General features: G+C 71.7%; 16 protein-coding genes. 5 read left to right on the top strand and 11 right to left on the bottom strand.

What is annotated here, in order from left to right:
• The first annotated feature begins 89 nt into the window (after window positions 1–89).
• On the top strand, window positions 90–1,427 hold the full coding sequence (locus OO67_RS33785) for an MFS transporter (protein ID WP_033305659.1): 1,338 nt from the start codon (window positions 90–92) through the stop codon (window positions 1,425–1,427).
• Here the strand turns inward: OO67_RS33785 and OO67_RS33790 are convergent.
• The 7 genes from OO67_RS33790 to hrcA form a co-directional block, all read right to left on the bottom strand.
• Window positions 1,412–2,404 carry an adenosine deaminase gene (locus OO67_RS33790; RefSeq protein ID WP_033305660.1) on the bottom strand — a complete coding sequence of 331 codons (993 nt, stop codon included), beginning with the start codon at window positions 2,402–2,404 and terminating at the stop codon, window positions 1,412–1,414. The genes OO67_RS33785 and OO67_RS33790 overlap by 16 nt on opposite strands.
• A gap of 10 nt (window positions 2,405–2,414) precedes the next feature.
• On the bottom strand, window positions 2,415–3,323 hold the full coding sequence (locus OO67_RS33795) for a ribonuclease Z (protein ID WP_033305661.1): 909 nt from the start codon (window positions 3,321–3,323) through the stop codon (window positions 2,415–2,417).
• A gap of 13 nt (window positions 3,324–3,336) precedes the next feature.
• A complete protein-coding gene (locus OO67_RS33800) occupies window positions 3,337–3,696 on the bottom strand; it encodes a histidine triad nucleotide-binding protein (protein ID WP_033305662.1) in 360 nt (119 codons plus the stop codon).
• Between the two features lie 77 nt (window positions 3,697–3,773).
• A complete protein-coding gene (locus OO67_RS33805; RefSeq protein ID WP_033305663.1) occupies window positions 3,774–4,520 on the bottom strand; it encodes a 16S rRNA (uracil(1498)-N(3))-methyltransferase in 747 nt (248 codons plus the stop codon).
• Window positions 4,517–5,590, bottom strand: a complete 1,074-nt coding sequence (locus tag OO67_RS33810) for a nitronate monooxygenase (RefSeq protein WP_033305664.1) — start codon at window positions 5,588–5,590, stop codon at window positions 4,517–4,519. Before OO67_RS33810 ends, OO67_RS33805 begins: the two co-directional genes overlap by 4 nt.
• A gap of 121 nt (window positions 5,591–5,711) precedes the next feature.
• Entirely contained in the window at window positions 5,712–6,851 is a 1,140-nt protein-coding gene (gene dnaJ, locus OO67_RS33815; protein WP_033305665.1) for a molecular chaperone DnaJ, read from the bottom strand.
• A complete protein-coding gene (gene hrcA, locus OO67_RS33820; protein WP_033305700.1) occupies window positions 6,852–7,868 on the bottom strand; it encodes a heat-inducible transcriptional repressor HrcA in 1,017 nt (338 codons plus the stop codon). It abuts the gene before it with no gap.
• Between the two features lie 165 nt (window positions 7,869–8,033).
• Here hrcA and OO67_RS33825 point away from each other — a divergent pair, with 165 nt between their 5' ends.
• From OO67_RS33825 to OO67_RS33835, 3 genes are all read left to right on the top strand, one after another.
• Window positions 8,034–8,756 (top strand): MBL fold metallo-hydrolase, encoded by a 723-nt coding sequence (locus tag OO67_RS33825; protein ID WP_033305666.1) that lies wholly within the window; start codon window positions 8,034–8,036, stop codon window positions 8,754–8,756.
• A 24-nt stretch (window positions 8,757–8,780) separates the two neighbouring features.
• Window positions 8,781–9,599, top strand: a complete 819-nt coding sequence (locus OO67_RS33830) for a DUF3097 domain-containing protein (protein ID WP_033305667.1) — start codon at window positions 8,781–8,783, stop codon at window positions 9,597–9,599.
• A gap of 119 nt (window positions 9,600–9,718) precedes the next feature.
• Entirely contained in the window at window positions 9,719–12,601 is a 2,883-nt protein-coding gene (locus OO67_RS33835; protein WP_033305668.1) for a type 1 periplasmic-binding domain-containing protein, read from the top strand.
• A gap of 79 nt (window positions 12,602–12,680) precedes the next feature.
• On the opposite strand, the gene hemW is transcribed toward OO67_RS33835, so the two are convergent.
• From hemW to lepA, 4 genes are all read right to left on the bottom strand, one after another.
• On the bottom strand, window positions 12,681–13,913 hold the full coding sequence (gene hemW / locus OO67_RS33840) for a radical SAM family heme chaperone HemW (RefSeq protein ID WP_033305701.1): 1,233 nt from the start codon (window positions 13,911–13,913) through the stop codon (window positions 12,681–12,683).
• An 11-nt stretch (window positions 13,914–13,924) separates the two neighbouring features.
• Window positions 13,925–15,880, bottom strand: coding sequence for an ATP-binding SpoIIE family protein phosphatase (locus OO67_RS33845; RefSeq protein ID WP_033305669.1), 1,956 nt, complete (start codon window positions 15,878–15,880; stop codon window positions 13,925–13,927).
• Between the two features lie 173 nt (window positions 15,881–16,053).
• Window positions 16,054–17,943 (bottom strand): AMP-dependent synthetase/ligase, encoded by a 1,890-nt coding sequence (locus OO67_RS33850; protein WP_033305670.1) that lies wholly within the window; start codon window positions 17,941–17,943, stop codon window positions 16,054–16,056.
• Between the two features lie 290 nt (window positions 17,944–18,233).
• Window positions 18,234–20,108, bottom strand: a complete 1,875-nt coding sequence (lepA, locus tag OO67_RS33855) for a translation elongation factor 4 (protein WP_033305671.1) — start codon at window positions 20,106–20,108, stop codon at window positions 18,234–18,236.
• A 215-nt stretch (window positions 20,109–20,323) separates the two neighbouring features.
• On the opposite strand from lepA, the gene rpsT reads away from it, so the two are divergent.
• Window positions 20,324–20,590, top strand: a complete 267-nt coding sequence (rpsT, locus tag OO67_RS33860) for a 30S ribosomal protein S20 (protein ID WP_014156344.1) — start codon at window positions 20,324–20,326, stop codon at window positions 20,588–20,590.
• The last annotated feature ends 351 nt before the right edge of the window (window positions 20,591–20,941 follow it).

Genomic DNA, 20,941 nt, shown 5'->3' on the forward strand with positions numbered 1-20,941 from the left:
GCCTTCGTCGGCAGCGTCAGATGTGTATAAGAGACAGCCACCCTCCCCCGCCTCCTCCTGCCTCCTCTGGCATGTCATCAGGAACGCCCATGTCCTCGCGCACTCGCGCCGCGTGGCCTCTGGTCGCCGTGTTCACCGCCGGTTACCTCGCCGCTTACCTGCTCCCCACCATCGTCGGCCGCCTCAGCACCTATCTGGGGCTGAGCTCGGCCCAGGCCGGTCTGGTCGGCAGCGCCCTGCTGCTCAGCTCGGCCTCCGCCGGCTTCGCGCTGGCGGGGCGCGTCGAGAGATACGGGGCGCGGAGACCGGCGCGCACAGGACTGCTGCTCGCCGCGCTCGGATACGGCTGTGCGGCGCTGACCACCTCGGTGCCGCTGGTGATCGCCGGTGTCGTGGTGGGTGGTTTCGGATCCGGTACGGCGACCGCCGTGGCGGCGTCCGGCATCGCCGCGCAGCGCGACCCGCACCGGACCTCGTCGCTCGGGCTGCTCAGCGTCTCGGCGACGGCGGGAGCCCTCTACCTGACGATCCCTCACCTGGGCGGCGGCCACCGGCTGCCGTTCGCCTCCATCGCACTGGTCGCGCTGCTCGTCTGGCCCGCGACGGCCAGGCTGGGCGGCTCGGTGCCCGTCGGCGGGACACCGCCGGTACAGGGACGGCTGCCGCACCGGCGTTCGGGCCTGGTGCTGGCCGGCGGCATGCTCGTCTGGTCGATGGCGCAGAACGCCCTGTGGGGCGTGAGCAGTCGCATCGGCGCCGACCAGGTCGGCCTCTCCGAGGTGACCGTCGGCGCCGTGTTCGCCGCCGCGCTGGGCGCGGGGCTGCTGGGCGTCATGGGTGCCGGCGTGCTGGGAGCCCGGCTCGGGCGGGCGGTACCGATCGGCCTCGGCACGATGATCATCGCGGGGAGCATCGTGCTCAGCTCCTCTGCCGAGGACCTGGGATCGTTCGCGACCGGTGAGATCGTGTGGAACACCTTCTACCCGGTGGTCCTGTCGTACCTGATCGGGCTGGCGGCCTCGCTGGACGTGCGCGGCCGCTGGGCGGTCCTCGCGGGTTCGGCCTCATCCGTCGGTACGGCCTGCGGCCCCCTCCTCGGCAGCGTGCTGTCCGAGCAGGCGGGCTACGCGGTGATGGGCCTGATCCTGGGGGCCGCCACCCTCCTGGTCGCGGCTCCCGTCACCGCGGTGGCGCTGCACACCGGCGGCCGCCCGCTGGTGCCCGGTTCCGTCCGGCGCAGGGGCGGCGCCCCGGCCGCGCTCCTCGCCGCCACGACCAACAGCCTGTCCGGCGCGGTACCGAGGCTGGGCGCGCCGGAGCAGGCGGTCGCGGAGATCAGCGTGCCCGCGCTGCGGCGCAGGCGGCTGGTGCGGAGCGCGGTCCGGACGGCGGGACCGGACGGAGGTTCCGGTCAGTCGAACACGTAGGCCTCGACCTCGGCGAGGTAGCGCGCCCTGCGCTCCTCGTCGTGGTCGAGGAAGGCCGCCTCGAAGGAGTTCCGGGCCAGGGTGCGCAGCTGCTCGCGGTCCAGGCCGAGCGCCTCGTGCACCGCGTGGAAGGTGTCTCCGACGTATCCGCCGAAGTAGGCGGGGTCGTCGGAGTTCACCGTGCAGAGCAGGCCCGCGTCCATCATGGACCGCAGCGGGTGCTGCTCCAGGACGTCGATGGCGCGCAGCCGTACGTTGGAGAGCGGGCAGAGCGTCAGCGGGATCCGCTCGGACACCAGCCGGTCCACCAGCTCCGGGTCCTCCACGCAGCGCAGGCCGTGGTCGATCCGTTCGACGCCGAGGACGTCGAGGGCCTCCCGGATGTACTCCGGCGGTCCCTCCTCGCCGGCGTGGGCGACCTTGCGCAGGCCGAGGGCCGTGGCCGCCGCGTACACCTCGCGGAACTTCGCGGGCGGGTGGCCCACCTCCGCGGAGTCGAGGCCGACCGCGCTGATGCGGTGCAGGTACGGCTTCGCGGCTTCCAGGGTCTCCAGTGCCGAACCGGCGGACTCGTCGCGCAGGAAGCACATGATCAGCTGGGTGGAGATGCCGTGCGTCTCCTCGCTGCGGTCGAGTGCCTTGCCGAGCCCCTCGATGACGGTACCGATCGGGACGCCGCGGTCGGTGTGGGCCTGCGGGTCGAAGAAGATCTCGGCGTGCCGGACGCCCTGGGCGGCGGCGCGGGCGAGATAGGCGTCGGCCAGCTCGGCGAAGTCCTCCTCGGTGCGCAGCACCGCCATGAGGGCGTAGTAGAGGTCGAGGAAGCTCTGCAGGTCGTCGAAGAGGTAGGCGGTGCGCAGCTCTTCGGTGTCCGCGTAGGGCAGGTCCACGCCGTTGCGGGCGGCGAGCGCGAAGGCCAGCTCGGGTTCGAGGGTGCCTTCGATGTGGAGGTGGAGTTCTGCTTTGGGGAGGTGCACGGGGTTCTCGTTACGTGTGGCGGGTGGGTACCGGGACCCTGATCAGGTCCTGGGCGATGGTCAGTCCGCCTTCGAAACCGGCTGCCCTGGCCTGGTGCTCGAAGGCGTCGGGGTCGGTGTAGCGCTGGGAGAAGTGCGTCAGCACGAGGTGCCGTACGCCCGACTCCTTCGCCACCCGGGCCGCCTGGCCGGCGGTGAGGTGACCGTGGTCGGCGGCGAGCCGTCCGTCCTCGTCGAGGAACGTCGACTCGATGACCAGCATGTCGCATCCCTCGGCGAGCGCGAACGCACCCTCGCAGAGCCGGGTGTCCATGACGAACGCGAAGCGCTGTCCGCGGCGGGTCTCGGAGACCTCTTCCAGCGGGACGCCGCGCAGGGCCCCGTCCCGCTGGATCCGTCCGACGTCGGGCCCGCCGATGCCGTGCTCGGCCAGCTTCGCGGGCAGCATCCGCAGCCGGTCGGGCTCGGTGAGGCGGTAGCCGTAGGACTCGACGGGGTGCGACAGCCGGTGGCTGTCGAGGGTGTACGCGCCGGTGGTGGCGAGTACGCCGTCGGCGGCGACCGGGGCCTCGGTCAGCTCGACCGACTCGCGGTAGGCCGTCGAGTACCGGAGCCGGTCGAAGAACCGCTGGCCGCTCGCCGGGAAGTGGGCGGTGACGGGGTGCGGGACCTGGTCGAGGTTGATCCGCTGGATCACGCCCGCCAGGCCCAGCGAGTGGTCGCCGTGGAAGTGGGTGACGCAGATCCGGTTGATGTCGTGCGCTGCCACCCCGGCGCGCAGCATCTGGCGCTGGGTTCCCTCGCCCGGGTCGAAGAGGATGCCCTCCCCGTCCCAGCGCAGCAGGTAGCCGTTGTGGTTGCGGTGACGGGTCGGCACCTGGCTGGCGGTGCCGAGGATCACGAGTTCTCGTACGGACACGGGTGGTGGCCTGCTAGCCGGGGGGCCACTGCATCCCGCGGCCGCCCAGGACGTGGGCGTGCGCGTGGAAGACGGTCTGCCCGGCGCCCGCACCGGTGTTGAGGACGATGCGGTAGCCGCTCTCGGTGAGCTTCTCGTCCGCGGCGACCAGGCCCGCCTCGCGCAGCACGTCGGCGGCGGTCTGCGGTTCGGCGGCGGCGAGCGCGGCGGCGTCCGGGTAGTGCGCCTTGGGGATGACCAGGACGTGGGTCGGGGCCTGAGGGTTTATGTCGCGGAAGGCGACGGTCGTCTCGCTCTCGCGGACGACGGTCGCCGGGATGTCACCTGTAACGATCTTGCAGAACAGGCAGTCGGTCTGCGGCTCTCCCGCCATGGCCCGGCCTCCTCGGTCGTTCGGTCCTCGTGGTCAGTACCCCGGCATGCTATCCGGCCGGGGCGGCGCGACCGCTCTCAGCTCCAGCGCCCGGTGCGTCCCATCAGCAGGGCCGCCGCGGCCGTCCCCGCGGTCGAGGTGCGCAGCACGCTGGGGCCGAGCCGGTACGGGGGCGCCCCCGCCTCGGCGAACGCGGCCAGCTCCTGCGGCGAGACGCCGCCCTCCGGGCCCACGACCAGCACGATCGTGCCCTGGGCGGGGAGTTCGGCGGTGGCGAGCGGCTCGCTGCCGCTGTCGCGGTCCTCGTGCAGGACGCCCGCGAAGTCCGCACCGGCCAGCAGCGCGGCGACCTGCCGGGTCGTCATCGCCTCGGCCACCTCGGGGAAGCGCACCCGGCGCGACTGCTTCCCCGCCTCGCGCGCGGTGCTGCGCCACTTGGCGAGGGACTTGAGCCCGCGTTCGCCCTTCCACTGCGTGATGCAGCGCGCGGCCTGCCAGGGAACGATCGCGTCGACGCCCGTCTCGGTCATCGTCTCCACGGCGAGCTCACCGCGGTCGCCCTTGGGCAGCGCCTGGACGACGGTGACGGACGGGGAGGGCGCGGGCTCCTCGTGCACCGGCTCCAGACCCCCCACGACGAGCCGGTCCTTGCCCTCGGCCGCCCGTACGACGCCTTCCGCCCAGCGGCCCCGCCCGTCGGTCAGGACGACGTCCTCACCCGGGTTGAGACGCTTCACCGAAACGGCGTGCCGCCCCTCGGGGCCGTCCAGCACGAACTCCGGCCCGCCGGCCAGCTGTTCCACGACGAAAACCGGTGCCGTCACCGGGCACTCCTCACACTCACTGCCGCACGCGCGGCTTCCATTTCGGCGGCGAGCAGGCCCACGAGCTCCCCGGCGGGCAGCTCGCGTGCCATCCGGTGGCCCTGGCCCGCCCACAGGGCCATGCCCTGTGCGTCCTCGGTCCGGGCGGCGGCCTTGCGCAGCCCGCTGGTCATATGGTGCACCTGCGGGTAGGCGGCGGGGGCGTACGGGCCGTGCTCCCGTACGAAACGGTTGACCAGCCCGCGTGCGGGGCGGCCGGAGAACGCGCGGGTCAGGGTCGTCGTGACGAAGAGCGGGTTGGTCAGGGCCTGCTTGTGCAGCGGGTGCGCTCCCGACTCGGGGCAGGGCAGGAACGCCGTACCGAGCTGCGCCGCGTCGGCCCCGGCCGCCAGGACGGCCGTGATCTGGGAGCCCCGCATCAGCCCTCCGGCCGCGACGACCGGAAGCTGTACCGACTCGCGGACCTCGGCGAGCAGGGTGAGCAGCCCGGTGCCCGTGAGCCCGGCCTGCGGATCATCGCGGTGGGTGGACTGATGGCCGCCCGCCTCGCCGCCCTGGACGCACAGGGCACCGGCACCCGCCCACTGCGCGTTCCGCGCCTCCTGGGCCGAGGTGACCGTGACGACGGTGAGCGTGCCGGCGGCGGCGAACGCGTCGAGGACCTCGCGGGTGGGGCAGCCGAAGGTGAAGGAGACCAGGGCGACGGGGTCCTCCAGCAGGATCGCGACCTTGGCCTCGTAGCCGTCGTCGCCGCTGGAGTCCGCGTCCCCGAGAGGGGTCTCGTACCAGGACGCCTCCCCGGCGAGCTGGTGGCGGTAGACCTCGACGGCGCCGGCGTCGGCGACCAGGGGCTGCGGCATGAAGAGGTTGACGCCGAAGGACCGGCCGGTCGCCCTCCGGAGCTCCTTGACCTCGTTGTACATCCCGTCCGCCGTCTTGTAGCCGGCGGCGAGGAAACCGATTCCTCCGGCCTCGGCGACGGCGGCGACCAGCTCCGGGCGTGACACACCACCCGCCATGGGGGCCTGCACGATCGGGTACCGGAAGAGATCGGTCAGCGCCAAGGACATGCCCGCATCGTGTCACGTCCGGCGGATCGGGCCGAATCAGCCCTTTCACGCGGCGGACGGACCGCCGCGCACACGGAACCGCCCGCCGGTACGGGACCGGCGGGCGGTGAGGTGACGGGGTTCAGCGTCCGTTGAAGGCGTCCTTCAGCCGGGAGAAGAGGCCCTGCTGCCCGGGCTGGAACTGGCCCGTGGGCCGCTCCTCGCCGCGCAGCTTCGCCAGCTCCCGCAGGAGGCGCTCCTGCTCGGGGTCCATCTTCGTCGGGGTCATGACCTCGACGTGCACGATCAGGTCGCCGCGCCCGCCGCCACGCAGGTGCGTGATGCCGCGCCCGTGCAGCGGGACCGACTGGCCGGACTGGGTGCCCGGCCTGATGTCGATCTCCTCGAGACCGTCGAGCGTCTCCAGCGGCACCTGGGTGCCGAGCGCCGCAGCCGTCATCGGGATGGTGACCGTGCAGTGCAGATCGTCGCCGCGCCGCTGGAACACGGCGTGCGAGAGCTCGTGGATCTCGACGTACAGGTCGCCGGCGGGGCCGCCGCCGGGGCCGACCTCGCCCTCGCCCGCGAGCTGGATCCGGGTGCCGTTGTCGACACCGGCGGGGATCTTCACGGTGAGGGTGCGCCGCGAGCGGATGCGGCCGTCACCGGCGCACTCGGGGCACGGTGTCGGGACGACCGTGCCGAAGCCCTGGCACTGCGGGCAGGGCCGCGAGGTCATGACCTGGCCGAGGAAGGACCTGGTGACCTGGGAGACCTCGCCACGGCCGCGGCACATGTCACAGGTCTGCGCGGAGGTGCCCGGTGCGGCGCCCTCACCACTGCAGGTCGTACAGACGACCGCCGTGTCGACCTGGATGTCCTTGGTCGTGCCGAAGGCCGCCTCGTTGAGGTCGATCTCCAGCCGGATCATCGCGTCCTGGCCGCGGCGGGTCCGCGAACGGGGCCCGCGCTGCGCGGCGTTGCCGAAGAACGCGTCCATGATGTCGCTGAAGTTGCCGAAGCCGCCGGCCCCGAAACCTCCCGCACCACCACCGCCGCCCGAGGAGGACAGCGGGTCTCCGCCGAGGTCGTAGACCTGCTTCTTCTGCGGGTCCGACAGCACCTCGTAGGCGGCGTTGATCTCCTTGAACCGCTCCTGGGTCTTCGGATCCGGGTTGACATCCGGGTGCAGCTCGCGTGCGAGCCGACGGAATGCCTTCTTGATCTCGTCCTGAGATGCGTCGCGGCGCACGCCTAGTACGGCGTAGTAGTCCGTGGCCACTTACGAATCCGCCAGGATCTGTCCGACGTAACGTGCCACTGCGCGTACCGCTCCCATCGTTCCGGGGTAGTCCATGCGGGTCGGTCCGACCACGCCGAGTTTGGCGACTGCCTCGTCGCCCGAACCGTAGCCGACCGCGACGACGGACGTGGCGTTGAGGCCCTCGTGGGCGTTCTCGTGCCCGATCCGTACGGTCATGCCCGAATCCGTTGCCTCACCGAGCAGCTTCAGCAGCACGACCTGCTCCTCCAATGCCTCCAGCACCGGCCGGATCATCACAGGGAAGTCGTGCCCGAAGCGGGTGAGGTTGGAGGTGCCGCCGATGATCAGCCGCTCCTCCGTCTCTTCGACCAGTGTCTCGAGAAGGACGGAGAGCACCGTCGATACGGTTCCCCGGTCCTCGGTCTCGAAGGACTCCGGCAGGTCCTGCACCAGCCGCGGGACGTCCGCGAAGCGCCGTCCGACGACCCGGCTGTTGAGCCGGGCCCGCAGATCGGCCAGCGAGGTGTCACCGAACGGTGCAGGGCAGTCGATCATACGCTGCTCGACCCGGCCCGTGTCCGTGATCAGGACGAGCATCAGCCGGGCCGGAGCCAGCGACAGCAGTTCCACGTGCCGGACCGTCGACCGGGTCAGCGAGGGGTACTGCACGACGGCGACCTGCCTGGTCAGCTGCGCGAGCAGCCGGACCGTGCGGCCCACGACGTCGTCGAGGTCGACCGCGCCGTCGAGGAAATTCTGGATCGCCCGGCGCTCCGGCGACGACAGGGGCTTGACGCCCGCCAGTCTGTCGACGAAGAGACGGTAGCCCTTGTCCGTCGGGATGCGCCCCGCACTCGTGTGCGGCTGGGCGATGAAGCCCTCGTCCTCCAGCACCGCCATGTCGTTGCGGACAGTCGCCGGGGAGACCCCGAGGCTGTGCCGCTCCGTGAGCGCCTTGGAGCCGACGGGCTCCTCGGTGCCGACGTAGTCCTGGACGATGGCGCGCAGCACTTCGAGTCTGCGTTCGCTGAGCACCGCGCACACCTCCAGCTGTTGTTCTCCGGCGTCTGCCTGGCACTCTGTGCGTTCGAGTGCCAGCAATCCCCCCGGTCAGTGTACGGGGGCGAGGCGGGGCCGGGGCAAGGGCGCCCTGCCGCGCCGTCACGGGACTGCGCAGGTCGTTGCCGATAGCGTCGTCGTATGGACGCCTCTTGGGAAGAGTTCGGCTGGGAGCGGTTGGGCAACGGTACGGGGCGGCGACGCCTCCCCGTCTGGGACGCGACCGCCGCACTGGTGGCCGGGGCGGACGGGGTGCTGCTCTACGACACCGGTTCGACGCTCCGTGAGGGCGTCGAGCTCCGTACCCAGGCGGAGGCTCTGCTGGGCCGGAGGGTGACGCATATCGCACTGAGCCATCCGCACTTCGACCATGTGCTGGGCACCGCCGCGTTCTCCGGGGCGGAGGTCTACGGGGCGGTCGGTACGGCGGAGCTGCTGGGGCGGGGCGCCGAGGAGCTGCGCGCGGACGCGCTGCGGCACGGGATGAGCGAGGCGGACGCCACGGCGGCCACGGACGCCCTGGTGGCTCCGCGGCATCAGGTGAGCGGCGAGTGGACGCTCGATCTCGGCGGCGGGTTCCAGGTGCTGCTGGCCAACGTGGGCCCCGGTCACAGCGGCCACGACCTCGCGGTGCTGGTGCCGGGCTCCCCCGTCGTGGTGCTCTGCGGCGATCTGGTCGAGGAGTCCGGCGAACCCCAGGCGGGCCGGGACGCGGTCCCCTCGCGCTGGCCGGCGGCGCTGGACCGGCTGCTGGAGCTGGGCGGCGAGGACGCGCTGTACGTGCCGGGTCACGGGGCGGTGGTGGACGCGGCGTTCGTGCGGGCGCAGCGAGATCAGCTGGCGGCCCGCTTCGGCGTGTCGTGAAGGGGCCCCGTTTATCGTCGTGCCATGCGCAGCTACCAGCCGGATCTGACTCCGCCGTGGAAGAAGTCCACTCCCGTCCCCGAGGTCCCCGCCGAGCCCGACCTGGTCGTCGAGGAGGCCGTCACCGGCTTCTGCGGAGCGGTGATCCGGTGCGAGAAGACGGCCCAGGGGCCGACGGTCACGCTGGAGGACCGCTTCGGGAAGGCCCGGGTCTTCCCGATGGAGCCGCGCGGTTTCCTGCTGGAGGGCAGGGTGGTCACCCTGGTGCGCCCGTCGGCCGGCGGACCCGTCCGCCCCGCGCGCACGGCCTCCGGTTCGGTGGCGGTCCCCGGTGCGCGGGCACGGGTCGCGCGGGCGGGCCGGATCTACGTGGAGGGGCGGCACGACGCCGAGCTCGTCGAACGGGTCTGGGGCGACGACCTCCGCATCGAGGGCGTGGTCGTGGAATACCTGGAGGGCGTGGACGACCTCCCGTCGATCGTCCGGGAGTTCGCGCCCGGCCCGGATGCCCGGCTCGGTGTCCTGGTCGACCACCTGGTGCCCGGTTCCAAGGAGTCCAGGATCGCCGCTCAGGTCACCGACGCGCACGTGCTCGTGGTGGGGCATCCCTTCATCGACGTCTGGGAGGCGGTGAAGCCGTCGTCCGTGGGCATCCCCGGGTGGCCGGCGGTACCGCGCGGCCAGGACTGGAAGACGGGCGTCTGCCGCGCGCTGGGCTGGCCGGAGAACACGGGCGCGGCCTGGCAGCACATCCTGTCCAAGGTCAGCTCGTACAAGGACCTGGAGCCACAGCTGCTGGGCCGCGTCGAGGAGCTGATCGACTTCGTCACGCTCCCGGACTGACGCCCCGCAACCGCCGGGAAGGATCCGGTACCGATCCCCGTGAACACCTGCGCCGCACACGCACCATCCGTTATTGAGAGATGACGGCAGGGCCGGGTGCAGGGGGAGGCACGGGGCGGATGACGCGCGAAGTGTGGCGGGACAGTGCGGAGAACGAGGCGGCCTCGGCCGTCTTCCACCTCATGCAGCAGCTGATCGACCGGTACCGGATCAACCGGCCGGTGATGCCCCTGGTGGTGGCTCAGGCGGAGGACGCTTCCGCCGGGCCGGAGATCGACGGCCGGGTCGAGCAGATCGTCCACCAGATCCACCGCGCGAACCAGCTGCGCCGGGTCCCGGTGAAGCTGGTGGCGGGCAGCGGCGCCACCCCGTACGACGCGGCACTGTCCATGGTCCACACCCTCACCGAGCGGCCCTGGGAGACCCGGGGCAACTCGCAGTACAAGCCCTTCACCTTTCCCCGCTCCCGGCTGCTCGCCGCCATCGAGCAGGCCACCGCGACGGTCGTCGCGCAGCCGGACGGGAGTTCCGCCCGTGAGCGCGACGAACGGATCCTGGAACAGCTGGGCAGCCTGCGCTGGCGGGCGAGCCGGTCGGGGCGCAACAGCTGGTGGGACTCGCTGCGCGCCTCGATCCGCCCGGAGACCTTTCTGGGCGCCGTGTTCATCGCCGTGCTCAGCGTCCTGCTGGGCGAGATCGGCTGGGTACTGACCGCTCTGGTCGCCGCCGCGGCCCTGCTGGGCCTCACGGTCGTACGGCTGATGACGAGTGCGGCACCGCCGCTGCTGTGGCTGCGCCCGGCCAGCAGATGGCTCGCGACCACGTCGTCACTCGCCGCGTCCAGCACCGCGTATCCGTCCGACGGCTGGTCACGCTTCTCCCCCAGCGGTTCGTGGCGGGTGATCCGTGCGCGGGCCGCCGCCGTCGCGGAGCGGGTGGCCGACGCGGGCGCGGGTGACGAGCGCGCGCGCCAGTTCCACCTGGAGCTGCGGGTCCAGGCGCTGCTGGAGGATCTGCTGGACAGCTACCGGGCGCACGCCCTGGACTGGCGGCGCGGCAAGCGCACCGTCCCACCGGTGGTGTTCCTGCCGACGGCCACCCAGGACAACGGCGGCCTCCTGCTGATCAACGCCATCAACAACGTGCGCTCGCGGCGCAGCGAGGTGGATCCGCTGCTGCTCCTCGCCTCCCTGCCGGCCGACCGGATCATGCGGCACACCCCGCCGCTGCCTCCGGAACCGCCCGCGAACAGCGGCGCCAGCTCGGGCGCCCGCGCACGGTACGAGGCCTGGGTCGAGGACCTGAGCGTCGGCCAGGCCCCGGCGGCGGCCGTGAGGCTGGCCTGGGTGCTGCGGCTGCCCCTCCCCACGGAACAGCTGACCCACGAACACGCCCATGTCCAGCTCGTCACCCACCGGGTCCGCCGGACCTGGGCCTGGTGGGTGATGTCGGGGCGGACCGTCAGCCTCGTGCTGGTCGGCGCGCTGCTGGGGACCTTCCTGTGGAGTGAGCACTGGAAGGAGACGTACTGCTACGGCCCGCTGGTCGGCCGCAGCACCGACGCGGTGAGACTGGCCGGCCCCGGCGGCGCGAAGGAGTGCATCGGGGTGGCCACGGCTTCCGAGGTGCGCTTCGCCGCGGGCAACACCCTGCAGCTGAACGGGGTGGGCCAGGGCGTCACCTTCGAGCGGATCGAGCAGGCGATACGGGACCAGAACGCCGGCATAGCGGCGGGCGAACCGCATGTCACCCTCGTCTACGCGGGCCCGCTCACCGGCACCGACACGAACAGGGAGGACACCCGCAAGGGCCTGGAGGAGCTGACCGGCGTCTATCTCCACCAGCGGTTCGTCAACGACACGGCGAACCGTTCGGTCAAGCTGCGGGTCCTGACCGCCAACGGCGGCCAGGACATGCTGCGGCAGACGACGGCGGTCAGGAAGATCATCGAGGTGGCCCGGCGGGACTCCTCCGTCGTGGGTGTGGTGGGCCTCGGCCGCAACACCACCGACAGCGCGACGGCCACCGGACTCCTCCAGCGTGCCGGACTGCCCGTGGTGGACACCACCAACTCCGGCAGTGACCTGGCCCGCGAGTACCCGAACTACTTCGGCCTCGCCGCGACCGACGAGGAGCAGGCGGACGCCGTCGGGCTGGTCGCCGCCCAACTGGCGGACCGGCTGGGCGATCCGCAGGGTGTCGTCCTGTCGAGGAAGGTGGGCAACGAGGACAAGGACCGTTACACCACCGAGCAGCGCAGGGTCGGTCTGCAGATGCTGAAGGAATCCGGCTTCGCCGTGGCCGCCGACGCCCAGTACTCCCTGTCCAAGGACGGCGGCTCCGCCAATCTCGACGCGCCCCTGCACGCGATCTGCGGGGCGGAACGTGTACCCGACGCCCTGTACTTCGCCGGCCGGGTCGAGGACGTCAACACGCTGATGTCCGGCCTGGGGCAGACGGCCGGCTGCTCGGACAAGGCCATCACGGTCTTCACCGGCGACGACCTGACCAAAGCGCGCTTCGACGACTCGACGAAGCTCGCGGACAAGGTCACGCTCTACTACGGCGCGCTCGCGCCGATGAGCCGGGGCGGCGGCCGGGGCTTCTACGAGGACTCCCGCAAGACGCTGGAGGCGCTGCTCCCCGAAGGGCAGCGACTGCCCGCGCTGCCGAAGGAGCGCCCGTACGAGGACAGGCTGTTCGCCAGCGGGCAGACGGTCATCTCCTACCAGGCGACGGCGGTCCTCTACGCCGCCGCGACCCGCAGCGACACTCCGCAGAGCGCGGCGGAGACCTGGGCGACGCTCTACTCGGTGGCCCTGCACGACATGCCTACCGGGACCATCACCTTCCGGGGGACGATCCCTTACACGGACCAGAGGGTGCACGGTGTGAACGTCGTCGAGGTCACACGCCCGGGGCCGGACGCGCAGAGCCGCGTCGTGTGCGGCCGGGCGGCGGGTGACCGGAAACCGCTCACCCGCGCGGACTGCCGGGTGTAGGGGCTCTCCACGGGCCGGAGGGCCCTCGTGAGGACGGGACGGAGCCTCCCACGGGGGCGTCCCCGGACGCGGCGGACCCTCAGTCCACCAGGTCCCGCACCACCGCGTCGGCCAGCAGCCGGCCCCGCAGTGTGAGAACCGCGCGGCCCTCACGGTACGGGCCGGGCTCCAGCAGCCCGTCCGTCACCGCGCGGCCGGCCGCGGCGAGGCCGGCGGGGGCGAGCAGCGACAGCGGGCAGCCTTCGACGAGCCGCAGCTCCAGCAGGATGCGCTCGACCCGGCGGTCCTCGTCGCCGAGCACTTCACGGCCGGCCCCGGGCGAGCGGCCCTCGGCCAGGGCCTGCGCGTAGGCCCCGGGGTGCTTGACGTTCCACCAGCGCACCCCGCCGACGTGGCTGTGTGCTCCCGGCCCGGCGCCCCACCAGTCGGCACCGCGCCAGTACAGCTCGTTGTGCAGGCAGCGGCCCTCGGGTGTGCGGGACCAGTTCGACACCTCGTACCAGGAGAAGCCCGCCGCCGCCATCGCCTCGTCGGCGATCAGATAGCGGTCGGCGTGCACGTCGTCGTCCGTCATCGGGACCTCGCCGCGGCGGATGCGCCGGGCGAGCTGGGTGCCCTCCTCGACGATCAGCGCGTACGCGGACACGTGGTCGGGCCCGGCACCGATCGCCGCGTCCAGGGAGGCCCGCCAGTCGTCGTCGGACTCGCCGGGGGTCCCGTAGATGAGGTCGAGGTTGACGTGCTCGAAGCCGGCCTCACGGGCCTCGGCGACACAGGCCTCCGGCCTGCCGGGCGTGTGGGTGCGGTCCAGGACCTTCAGGACGTGCTGCCGGGCGCTCTGCATGCCGAAGGAGACACGGTTGAAGCCGCCCTCCCGCAGCGCCGCCAGATACGCCAGGTCCACGGATTCCGGATTGGCCTCCGTGGTGATCTCGGCGTCCTCCGCCAGCCCGAACTCCTCGCGGATCGCCGCGAGCATCCGGACGAGGTCGGCGGCGGGCAGCAGCGTCGGCGTGCCGCCGCCGACGAAGACCGTACGGACCGGTCGGGGGTCGTCGCCCAGCACCTTGCGCGCCTGGCGGACCTCCTCGACCAGATGGGCCGCGTAGTTGTCCCGGGACGCCAGGGCCCCGCCGGAGCCGCGCAGCTCGGTCGCGGTGTAGGTGTTGAAGTCGCAGTAGCCGCAGCGGGTCGCGCAGTAGGGCACGTGCAGGTAGAAGCCGAGCGGCCGGCCGGCGGCGCCTTCCAGGGCATGGCGGGGCAGTGCCCCGTCGTCGGGCACGGGTTCACCATCGGGCAGTACGGAAGGCATACCGTCCATTGTCACTCGCCCGCGGAGCTTCCCCGCACATCCGTGTGTCCGTCGACCTGGATCACGAGCATGGCCAGGTCGTCGTCGGGCGGGCGCTCGGCGAACGCGTGGACGGCCCGCTTGATGCGGTCGGCCGTCCCGGCGGCCGACAGCCCCGCGCAGCCGGCGAGGACCCGTGCGAGGCCGTCGCCGTCGTCGAACATCTGCCGGCCGGAACGCCGCTCCGTCACGCCGTCCGTGACGCAGAGAAGGCTGTCGCCGGGTGCCAGGTCGAAGCTCTGGCTGTCGTACGCCACGTCCTCGACGACTCCGAGCAGCACCTGCGGCTCGGCGGCCGGACGTACGGAGCCGTCGGGGCGCAGCAGCAGCGGGAGCGGATGGCCGGCGCTCGCCACGGTGCAGCGCACGGAGCCGTCCGGCAGCGGCACGAGGTCGCCGTACAGCAGGGAGAGGAAGCGGGACTGGGCGCCGTCCTGGGTCTGCGTTCCCCGGATCTGCTGGCCGCCTGCCGCCGCGACCATGAGGGCGGCGGCCTCGGCGGCCTCCATGGCGTCGTCCAGGAGGAGCCGGTTGAGCCGGTCGAGGACCTCGCCGACCCGGAAGCCCTCCCGGGACAGCAGGCGCAGCCAGGGCCGGGCGAGACCGGTGACGACGGCTGCCTCGGGGCCGCTGCCCTGGACGTCTCCGAGCACGAAGCACCAGCGGCCGCCGGGGCACGGGAAGAGGTCGTAGAAGTCGCCGCCGACCACGCCGTCGTCCCCGGGTTCGTACACCAGCGCGCTGGTGACTCCGGGTATCTCGGCGACCTTGCTGGGCAGCAGGCCGCGCTGCAGGATGCGGCTGATGGTGGCCTGCCGGGTGTAGGCGCGGGCAGCGCCCACGGCGAGGCCGACCCGGCGTACGAAGTCCGCGAGGAGGGCGGCGACCGCGTCGGGGATGTGGTCCGTGCCCTCACGTCCCACGAGGACGGCGCCGAGCGTGCGGCCGCCCGAGATGATGCGGTGGGCCAGCGCGGCCCCTGTGCCGTCCCCCCGCGCCGCTGTGGCGCCTGTGGGCCACGGTATGGGTACGGGGCCGGTACCGACGCTTCCGGGTAAGCGCAGGGGCTCCTTCTCCAGTGCGGGGCGCAGCAGCTCGGTCCGCGCCTCGTCGCGGTGCCAGACGCCGGCGAGCCGGGGTGCGGCGGCCGGTCCTCCGCCGTCGCTCTCCAGCCATATCGCGCACCAGTCGGCGAGCCGGGGCACCAGGAGCGGCCCCGCCGTCGCGGCCACCAGGTCCTCGTCGAGCTGGCCCGCGAGGAGCCCGGAGGCCTCGGCGAGGAAGGAGAGCCCGCCGCGTCCGGCCCAGCCCGCGTCGTCGCGCGCGGCGGGCCCCGCGGCGGGGGTGAGGATCCCGCCGGGGAGCAGACCGCGCCTGCGGGGCCCGCCGTCGGCGGCCGGGGCGTCGTCGGCCAGTCCGTAGCGGTCGTCGCCCGGAAGACGGGCCCAGACGGTCTTGAGGCCGGTGCGGTAGGTGATGCCCCAGGATTCGGCGAGCGTGGCGACGAGCTGCAGCCCGCGGCCGTACTCGGCGGGGTCGGGCCGCTCGGCACGGCCGTCGCGCACCGACCGGGCGGGATGGTGATCCGTGATCTCCAGCACCAGCGCGGCCGGCTCGGGCCCTGCCGAGTCCTCCAGCCGGAGCAGCAGCTCGACCGTCGTTCCGGCGTGCACGACCGCGTTGGTGACCAGTTCGCTGGCCACGGTCAGCGCGTCGTCGGTGAGCCGCTCGCCGAACTCACCGGCGGAGGGCAGGCCGAGACCGGTCCAGTCGGCGAGCGCGGCCCGGACGAATCTGCGGGCCGCTGCCGAGGCCTGCGGGATTCCGGGCAGGCTCGTGCGGGCGACCGGACGCGGATCGTCGCCCTGACCGGCGACGACGGCACCGGAACGCTGAACGATGTCCCGCTGCAAGGGAATGGGCCCCACGGTGCGGCTCCTGACAGTCTCGCGAAACGCCGCTGACGTATCCCGACAGAGTGACAGACCGGGCGCGTCCGTAAGCGTCGAGTGACGGAAGTCGCCGGAGCCGGACGGAAAGGGGGCGGGGCCGGTGGACGCTCACGCGCCCACCGGCCCCGCTCCGACGTGCTCCCCGGCTGCTACGCCTCGCGGGAGCCCGCGTACATGTCGTCGATGAGGTACTTGTACTCGCGCTCGACGACGGGCCGCTTCAGCTTGAGGCTGGGGGTCAGCTCGCCGTGCTCGATGTCGAGGTCGCGTGGCAGCAGCCGGAACTTCTTGATGGTCTGCCAGCGCTGCAGACCCTCGTTGAGACGCTGCACATAGCCCTGGATGAGCTCCACGGCCTGCGGCGAAGCCACCACGTCGGCGTACGGCTTGCCGCCCAGGCCGTTCTCCTGTGCCCAGCTGAGGATGGTCGGCTCGTCGAGCGCGATGAGAGCGGTGCAGAAGTTACGGTCCGCGCCGTGCACGAGGATGTTGGAGACGAACGGGCACACCGCCTTGAACTGCCCCTCGACCTCGGCCGGGGCGATGTACTTGCCGCCGGACGTCTTGATCAGGTCCTTCTTGCGGTCGGTGATCCGCAGGTAACCGTCCTCGGAGAGCTCGCCGATGTCACCGGTGTGGAACCAGCCGTCCGACTCCAGCACCTCGGCGGTCTTCTCGGGCAGCCGGTGGTAGCCCTCCATCAGACCGGGCCCGCGCAGCAGGATCTCGCCGTCGTCCGCGATCCGGACCTCGGTGCCGGGGAGCGGCTTCCCGACGGTGCCGGTGCGGTAGGCCTCGCCCGGGTTGACGAAGGACGCGGCGCTGGACTCGGTCAGTCCGTAGCCCTCGAGGATGTGGATGCCCGCGCCGGAGAAGAACAGGCCGATGTCGGGGGCGAGGGCGGCCGAGCCCGAGACGCAGGCGCGGAGCCGTCCGCCGAAGGCCTCGCGGATCTTCGCGAAGACGAGGGTGTCGGCGACCTTGTGCTTGGCGCCGAGCGCGAAGGGCACGGAGGCGTTGCCGGTGCGCCGGAAGTTGTCCTGCGACACCGTGGCGTACTCGCGGGCGACGCCCGCCGCCCACTGGAAGATCTTGTACTTGGCACCGCCGCCGGCCCGCGCCTTGGCCGCGACGCCGTTGTAGACCTTCTCGAAGATGCGGGGAACGGCTGCCATGTAGGTCGGCTGGACCACCGGCAGGTTCTCGATGATCTTGTCGACACGGCCGTCGACGGCCGTGACGTGGCCCACCTCGATCTGGCCGGACGTGAGCACCTTGCCGAAGACGTGCGCGAGCGGCAGCCACAGGTACTGGACGTCGCCCGCGGTGATCAGGCCGGTCGCCACGGTCGCCTTGGCCATGTACGACCAGTTGTCGTGCGGCAGCCGTACGCCCTTGGGGCGGCCGGTGGTGCCCGAGGTGTAGATGAGCGTCGCCAGCTGGTCCGGGGTGATGGCGGAGACCCGGTCGGTGACCGCGTCCGGGTTCTTGACCAGGTGTTCGGCACCGCGGGCCTCGAGCTCGGCCAGCGTGAGGACCCAGCCCTCGGGGTCACCCTCCACGGGCTCCGCGCCGGCCGGATCGATGACGACGACATGCGCCAGTTCGGGCAGGTCGGCCCTGTTCTCCCGGGCCTTCGCCAGCTGGAGGGCGTCCTCCGCGATCAGGACGCGGCTGTCGGAGTCGGCCAGGATGAAGGCGGACTCCTCGGTGTTGGTGGAGGGATAGATCGTCGTGGTCGCCGCACCCGCGCACATCACGCCGAGGTCGGCGAGGATCCATTCGACCCGGGTGGAGGAGGCGAGCGCGACGCGCTCCTCCGGCCGGACCCCCAGCGCGATGAGCCCGGCCGCGATGGCGTACACCCGCTCGGCGGCCTGCGCCCAGGTGAGCGACTTCCATGCGTCCGGGCCCTGACCGGAGGCGGCCGGCACCGGGTAGCGGTACGCCTCCCCGTCCGGCGTGGCCGCCACGCGGTCGATGAAGAGAGTCGCCACGGAGGGCGGTCGGCTATCGATCAAGGTCTGTGTGTCGCTCACGACGTCCTCCGGGCCTGCGGCATTGCTACGACCGGCTTATGGGTGCTGCTGCTGTATGTCCTGCTTCTCGTTCCCGCTCGGCCTGCTTGTTTAACTGGCGAGTAACTAACGGGTGGTGATCAGAGTAGAGCGCGTGGGACCGTCGCGTAAGAGGCAGCAGGACGCCGCTTGATAACGAACCGGGCCCCTGTGTCCGCGGACGTCCGCGGACACAGGGGCCAGTCGCACTACTCCCGGGCACGTCCGAGGACGTGCTCCCGGGCGGTCCCGGACCGGGCGGGCCGCCGGCGCTACTTCTTGCCCTTGCCCTCACCGGCCGACTCGTCGGTCGACAGGACGGAGATGAACGCGTCCTGCGGCACCTCCACGTTGCCGACCATCTTCATCCGCTTCTTGCCCTCCTTCTGCTTCTCCAGCAGCTTCCGCTTGCGGGAGATGTCACCGCCGTAGCACTTGGCGAGGACGTCCTTGCGGATGGCGCGGACGGTCTCACGGGCGATGACGCGCGAACCGATGGCCGCCTGGATCGGCACCTCGAAGTTCTGCCGGGGGATGAGCTTCTGCAGCTTGGCCACGAGCCGGACACCGTACGCGTACGCCGCGTCCTTGTGCGTGACCGCCGAGAAGGCGTCGACCTTGTCGCCGTGCAGCAGGATGTCGACCTTGACGAGCTGCGCGGACTGCTCGCCCGTGGGCTCGTAGTCGAGCGAGGCGTAACCCCGGGTCTTGGACTTCAGCTGGTCGAAGAAGTCGAAGACGATCTCGGCGAGCGGCAGGGTGTAGCGGATCTCCACCCGGTCCTCGGAGAGGTAGTCCATGCCGAGCAGCGTGCCGCGCCGGCTCTGGCAGAGTTCCATGATCGCGCCGATGAACTCGCTGGGCGCCAGGACCGTGGCCCTCACGACCGGCTCGTGCACCTTGTCGATCTTGCCCTCGGGGAACTCGCTCGGGTTGGTGACGGTGTGCTCGGCACCGTCCTCCATCTCCACGCGGTAGACCACGTTCGGGGCGGTGGCGATCAGATCCAGCCCGAACTCGCGCTCGAGGCGCTCACGGATCACGTCGAGGTGCAGCAGGCCGAGGAAGCCGACACGGAAGCCGAAGCCGAGCGCGGCCGACGTCTCCGGCTCGTACACCAGGGCGGCGTCGTTGAGCTGGAGCTTGTCGAGGGCCTCGCGCAGGTTCGGGTAGTCGGAACCGTCCAGGGGGTAGAGCCCCGAGAACACCATCGGCTTGGGGTCCTTGTAGCCGCCCAGCGCCTCGGTCGCGCCCTTGTGCAGGGAGGTGATGGTGTCACCGACCTTGGACTGCCGGACGTCCTTCACACCGGTGATGATGTAGCCGACCTCGCCCACGCCGATGCCGTCGGCCGGGGTCATCTCCGGGGAGGAGACACCGATCTCCAGCAGCTCGTGGGTGGCGCCGGTCGACATCATCCGGATGCGCTCACGCTTGTTGAGCTGGCCGTCGACGACCCTGACGTAGGTGACGACGCCGCGGTAGGGGTCGTAGACCGAGTCGAAGATCATCGCGCGGGCGGCGGAGTCCGCATCGCCGACCGGGGCCGGCACGTCCCGGACCACACGGTCGAGGAGGGCGTCCACGCCGACACCGGTCTTCGCGGAGACCTTGAGGACGTCCTCGGGCTGGCAGCCGATGAGGTTGGCCAGCTCCTCGGAGAACTTCTCGGGCTGCGCGGCGGGCAGGTCGATCTTGTTGAGCACCGGGACGATGGTGAGGTCGTTCTCCATCGCCAGGTAGAGGTTGGCCAGCGTCTGCGCCTCGATGCCCTGGGCGGCGTCGACCAGGAGGACCGTGCCCTCGCACGCCGCCAGGGAACGGGAGACCTCGTAGGTGAAGTCCACGTGGCCCGGGGTGTCGATCATGTTGAGGACGTGGGTCGCGCCCTTGCCCTCGCCCTCGGTGGGCGCCCACGGCAGACGGACCGCCTGGGACTTGATGGTGATGCCGCGCTCGCGCTCGATGTCCATCCGGTCGAGATACTGGGCGCGCATCTGCCGCTGGTCGACCACTCCCGTCAGCTGGAGCATCCGGTCGGCAAGAGTCGACTTGCCGTGGTCGATGTGCGCGATGATGCAGAAGTTGCGGATCAGCGCCGGGTCGGTACGGCTCGGCTCGGGCACGTTGGTAGGAGTCGCGGGCACGCAGGGTCCTGATTCTTGAGACGTCGGACGCCGTGTCTCGGGTCGATGTCGGGTCGGACGGATCGATACGTAGCCTCCATGCTCCCACGCCTGCGGGACCGGGACCGGTTTGGGCCGGTCCGAGGGTGACTGCTACCGTGGGCAGCTGTGCCTCGTGGCCCTCAGAAGCAGCGTGGCGCACATAGGAGATCCAACGAACCTGAAAAGGCTCTTTCGTGGCGAACATCAAGTCCCAGATCAAGCGGAACAAGACGAACGAGAAGGCGCGCCTGCGCAACAAGGCCGTCAAGTCCTCGCTCAAGACCTCGATCCGCAAGGCCCGTGAGGCTGCCGCTGCCGGTGACGTCGAGAAGGCCACTGTGGCCGTCCGTGACGCCTCCCGCCAGCTCGACAAGGCTGTCTCGAAGGGTGTCATCCACAAGAACGCCGCCGCCAACAAGAAGTCGGCGCTGGCGCTCAAGGTTGCCGCCCTCCAGGGCTGAACCACTGATGTGATCGCCGGAACGGACTCAGCGGGCCCTCTCTCCCGCTCCTGACCGGCACCCCGCGCCGCACACCGAACCTGCGTTCGCCACGCGGGTGCGGCGCACCGAGTGTGTACCGAAGGCCCCGGCCGCGTCCTCCCCAGGACGCGGCCGGGGCCTTCGTGCTGGCTTTCCCGTACGGGGGTGCGGGGCTCCCGTACGGGGCGGGGGGCTCCGACACGGGGGTTGCTGGTGCACGCGGTGGTGCGGCTGCTCCGGGCGCGGGTTCCATGGCGGCGGCTCCGGCACGACGCTTCGTGGGCGGTGCCGGAGTCGGCACGGTGCTTCGTGGCGCGGTGCCGACTCCGG

Source organism: Streptomyces atroolivaceus, from assembly GCF_000717025.1.
GTDB lineage: Bacteria > Actinomycetota > Actinomycetes > Streptomycetales > Streptomycetaceae > Streptomyces > Streptomyces atroolivaceus.